Source organism: Variovorax sp. 20P10.2.4 (genome assembly GCF_058244205.1).
This window is the reverse complement of the sequence record NZ_JBZAYE010000593.1, coordinates 1-4,527: the sequence shown is the minus strand read 5'-3', so window position 1 is coordinate 4,527 and position 4,527 is coordinate 1. Positions and strand designations below refer to the sequence as shown.

Below are 4,527 nucleotides of genomic sequence, written 5' to 3'. Positions count from 1 at the left end.
GGTGCCGCGCTTCACGCAGGTCGACGGCGCGGTCGACCGCCTGCCGCAGCCCCTGGGCGAGCAGGAGGTGGCGCTGCGCCGTGCCGAGGCACCGGCGCTGCGCCAGGCGCGGCTCGAGGTCGAGCGCCGGCGCGCGCTGTCCGAGCTCGAGCGCGCCAAGCGCATTCCCGACGTGACCGTGTCGCTGGGCGCCAAGCGCGTGCCGGCCTCCGAGGGTGAGGGCGGTGCCGGCAGTTCGCGCCGTGACCAAGTGGTGCTGGGGCTGTCGGTGCCGCTGCCGATCTTCGACACCAACCGCGGCAACCTCGCCGAGGCCCTGAGCCGCGAGGAGAAGGCGCGCGACGAGCTCGCCGCGGCCGAACTGCAGCTGGGCGCCGACCTGGCCCAGGCGAGCGAACGGCTGCGTTCGGCGCGTGCCACCGCCGAGACCCTGCAGCGCGACGCGCTGCCCGGCGCGGCCGAGGCCTGGCGCGCGGCCACCAAGGGCTTCGAGCTCGGCAAGTTCAGCTTCCTCGAGGCGCTCGATGCGCAGCGCACGCTGTTCCAGGTGCGCGCGCAGTACCTGCTGGCGCTGGCCGAGGCGCACCGCGCCGCGGGAGAACTCGACCGGCTGCTCGGCACCGAGGGCCTGTCCGACGACCTCGCCACCCCGGCCCCCATGGCCGCCATTCCCGCCGCCACCCCCCATTCCGCTGTCACCCGCTGAGGTTTCCCATGAGCATCGAACAAGAACGCAAGAACGCCGCGCCCGCCGTGGGCCGCAAGCAATGGATCGCGATCGCCGTCGTGCTGGCCGTGGGGCTGGCCGTCGGCGCGCTGATCCTGCGCACCGGAGGACCGTCGAAGCCCGCCGGCGGCCACGCCGAGTCGGCCGCGCATGCCGACGAGGAGCACCACGAGAGCGGCAAGGAGGCCGCCGGCCATGGCCATGACCACGAGGAGGCGAAGGGCCATGCCGATGGCGAGCACCACGAGGAAGAGGGCAAGGGCGAGAAGAAGGCCGAGGCCGGCGACGACGGCCACGGGCACGGGGCCAAGGAGGAGGCCAAGGGCGAAGCAAAGGGCGAAGCGAAGGCCGAGCCCAAGGCCGCCGCCGGCGGGCACGAGGGCGAGGACCGCAGGATCGCCTTCACCGAGGCCCAGATCAAGGCCGCCGGCGTGGCGATCGAGACCACCGGCCCCGCGAACATCCGCACCGCGCTGCAGCTGCCGGGCGAGATCCGCTTCAACGAGGACCGCACGGCGCACGTGGTGCCGCGCGTGCCGGGCGTGGTCGACAGCGTGCCCGCCAACCTCGGGCAGGAGGTCAAGCGCGGCCAGGTGCTGGCGGTGATCTCGAGCCCGGCGCTGTCGGAGCAGCGCAGCGAGCTGCAGTCGGCGCAGCGCCGGCTCGAGCTGGCGCGCAGCACCTACGAGCGCGAAAAGAAGCTGTGGGAGGAGAAGATCTCGCCGCAGCAGGACTACCTGCAGGCGCAGCAGCTGATGCAGGAGGCGCAGATCGCGGTCGCCAACGCGAACCAGAAGCTGCTGGCGCTCGGCGCCGTGCCGGGCTCGGGCGGCGGCTCGCTGGGCCGCTACGAGCTGCGCGCGCCCTTCGACGGGCTGGTGGTCGAGAAGCACATCTCGCTCGGCGAATCGGTCAAGGAGGACGCCAACGTCTTCACCGTGTCCGACCTGTCCACCGTCTGGGCCGAGATCAGCGTGCCGGCGCAGCACCTGCCGCTGGTGCGCACCGGCGAGACGGTCCGCATCCGCTCCACCGCCTTCGACCAGGTGGCGCAGGGCAAGGTCTCGTACGTGGGCGCGCTGCTCGGCGCGCAGACGCGCACCGCGACCGCGCGCGTGACGCTGACCAACCCGCAGCGCGTGTGGCGTCCGGGGCTGTTCGTCAATGTCGAGCTGGTGGCCTCGGAGCTGCAGGCGCCGGTCACGGTGTCGGCCGAGGCGGTGCATAGCGTGGAGGACAAGCCCACCGTGTTCCTGCGCGTGCCCGGCGGCTTCCTGCCGCAGGCGGTGCAGACCGGGCGCAGCGACGGACAGCGCATCGAGATCACCGGCGGGCTGAAGCCGGGCCAGGCCTATGCCGCCGCGGGCAGCTTCGTCGTGAAGTCGCAGCAGGGCAAGGCCTCTGCGACCCACACCCACTGAGGACGCACGATGTTCGAACGTGTGATCCGATTCGCCATCGAGCAGCGCTGGCTGGTGCTGCTCGCGGTGCTGGGCATGGCCGCGCTCGGCGTGTTCAGCTACCAGAAGCTGCCCATCGACGCGGTGCCCGACATCACCAACGTGCAGGTGCAGATCAACACCGCCGCGCCCGGCTACTCGCCGCTCGAGACCGAGCAGCGCGTGACCTACCCGATCGAGACCGTGATGGCCGGCCTGCCGGGCCTGCAGCAGACGCGCTCGCTGTCGCGCTACGGGCTGTCGCAGGTGACCGTGATCTTCAAGGACGGCACCGACATCTACTTCGCGCGCCAGCTCGTCAACGAGCGCATCCAGTCGGCGCGCGAGAAGATGCCCGAGGGGATCTCGCCGGTGGTGGGGCCGATCTCCACCGGCCTGGGCGAGATCTACCTCTGGACCGTGGAGACGGAGGAGGGCGCGAAGCGGCCCGACGGCCAGCCCTACACGTCCACCGACCTGCGCGAGATCCAGGACTGGATCATCAAGCCGCAGCTGCGCAACGTGCCGGGCGTGACCGAGATCAACTCCATCGGTGGCTACGCCAAGGAGTTCCAGATCGCGCCCGATCCCGCCAAGCTGCTCGCGCACGGCCTCACGATGACCGACATCGTGACCGCGCTCGAGCGCAACAACGCCAACGTGGGCGCGGGCTACATCGAGAAGCGCGGCGAGCAGTACCTGATCCGCGCGCCGGGCCAGGTGAAGTCGGCCGAGGACATCGGCAACGTGATCCTGGGCAACGCGCAGGGCGTGCCGCTGCGCGTGTCCGACGTGGCGCAGGTCGGCATCGGCCAGGAGCTGCGCACGGGCGCCGCCACCGACAACGGCCGCGAGGTGGTGCTCGGCACGGTGTTCATGCTGATCGGCGAGAACAGCCGCAGCGTCTCGCAGGCGGTCGACCGCAAGATGCAGGAGATCAACCGCACCCTGCCCGAGGGCGTGAAGGCGGTGACGGTGTACGACCGCACGGTGCTGGTCGACAAGGCCATTGCTACGGTGAAGAAGAACCTGCTGGAGGGCGCGGTGCTGGTGATCGCGATCCTGTTCCTGTTCCTCGGCAACATCCGCGCGGCCATCATCACCGCGCTGGTGATCCCGCTGTCGATGCTGTTCACCTTCACCGGCATGGTGAACCAGCGCATCAGCGCCAACCTCATGAGCCTGGGCGCGCTCGACTTCGGCATCATCATCGACGGCGCGGTGGTGATCGTGGAGAACTGCGTGCGCCGCCTGGCCCATGCGCAGGCCCACAAGGGCCGGCCGCTCACGCGCAGCGAGCGCTTCCACGAGGTCTTCGCGGCCTCGCAGGAGGCGCGCCGGCCGCTGCTGTTCGGCCAGCTCATCATCATGATCGTGTACCTGCCGATCTTCGCGCTCACCGGCGTCGAGGGAAAGCTGTTCCACCCGATGGCCTTCACCGTGGTGATCGCGCTGCTGGGCGCGATGATCCTGTCGATCACCTTCATCCCCGCGGCCGTGGCGCTGTTCATCGGCAGCAAGGTCGGCGAGAAGGAGAACCGGCTGATGTCGTGGGCGCGCCGCGCCTATGCGCCGCTGCTGGCGCGCGTGATGAACGCCAAGCCGCTGGTGATCACGCTGGCCTCGGTGGCGGTGGTGCTGTCGGGCCTGCTGGCCACGCGCCTGGGCACCGAGTTCGTGCCCAGCCTCAGCGAGGGCGACTTCGCGATCCAGGCGCTGCGCATCCCGGGCACCAGCCTCACGCAGTCGGTCGAGATGCAGCAGCAGCTCGAGCGCACGCTGAAGGCGAAATTCCCCGAGATCGAGCGCGTGTTCGCGCGCACCGGCACGGCCGAGATCGCTTCCGACCCGATGCCGCCGAACATCTCCGACGGCTACATCATGCTCAAGCCCGAGAGCGAATGGCCCACGCCCCGGCGCAGCCGCGCCGAGCTGCTGGTGGCGGTGCAGGAGGAGGTCGAGAAGCTGCCGGGCAACAACTACGAGTTCTCGCAACCGATCCAGCTGCGCTTCAACGAGCTGATCTCGGGCGTGCGCAGCGACGTGGCGGTGAAGATCTTCGGCGACGACATGGCGGTGCTCGAGAAGACCGCCGCGCAGGTGGCCGGCGTGCTCAACGGCATCGGCGGCGCGGCCGAGGTCAAGGTCGAGCAGACCACGGGCCTGCCGATGCTCACGGTGGAGATCGACCGCGGCAAGACCGCGCGCTACGGCCTCAACGTGGGCGACGTGCAGGACGCGGTCTCGACCGCGGTCGGCGGCCGCGAAGCGGGCATCCTGTTCGACGGCGACCGGCGCTTCGGCATCGTGGTGCGCCTGCCCGAGAACCTGCGCACCGACCTGGAGGCGATCCAGCGGCTG

3 protein-coding genes are annotated in these 4,527 nt (G+C 70.6%); all 3 read left to right on the top strand.

Annotation, left to right across the window (positions count from 1 at the left end):
- Nucleotides 1–706: TolC family protein (locus AC27VN_RS33730; protein WP_490879388.1), on the top strand; the 706-nt coding region annotated here is incomplete at its 5' end.
- A gap of 8 nt (nucleotides 707–714) precedes the next feature.
- Nucleotides 715–2,148, top strand: a complete 1,434-nt coding sequence (locus AC27VN_RS33725; protein WP_490879387.1) for an efflux RND transporter periplasmic adaptor subunit — start codon at nucleotides 715–717, stop codon at nucleotides 2,146–2,148.
- A 9-nt stretch (nucleotides 2,149–2,157) separates the two neighbouring features.
- A partial coding sequence (locus tag AC27VN_RS33720; RefSeq protein ID WP_490879386.1) for a CusA/CzcA family heavy metal efflux RND transporter occupies nucleotides 2,158–4,527 on the top strand: 2,370 nt, incomplete at its 3' end.